General features: G+C 73.9%; 1 protein-coding gene. It reads left to right on the top strand.

Annotated elements, in window-relative coordinates:
* Nucleotides 1-299, top strand: a 299-nt coding sequence (locus tag ACTIDRAF_RS31330) for a condensation domain-containing protein (protein WP_039789672.1), incomplete at both ends; no start/stop codon positions are given.

The raw sequence follows: 299 nt of genomic DNA, 5'->3' as shown, positions 1-299 counted from the left end.
GTCGAGGCGCTCGTCGCCCACCACGACGCCCTGCGCACCGTGTTCGACCGGACCGTCGACGGCGGCTGGCGGCCCCGACTGCTCGCGGAGCTCGACATCGACACCGTCCTCACGGTGACCAACCTCCAGGCCGGGGACGCCGACGCGCACTGGGAACGCGAGGTCGCCGGCGTCCAGTCCGGCATGGACCTGAGCCGGGGCCCGCTCCTGCGCGTCCTCGTCGGCCGGACGACCGGCGAACCGCGACTGGTGCTCGTCGCCCACCACGCGGTAGTCGACGGCGTGTCCTGGCGGATCCT

It is taken from the genome of Actinoalloteichus spitiensis RMV-1378 (genome assembly GCF_000239155.1).
Taxonomy (GTDB): Bacteria; Actinomycetota; Actinomycetes; order Mycobacteriales; family Pseudonocardiaceae; genus Actinoalloteichus_B; species Actinoalloteichus_B spitiensis.
This window is presented reverse-complemented; position numbering and strand designations above follow the sequence as displayed.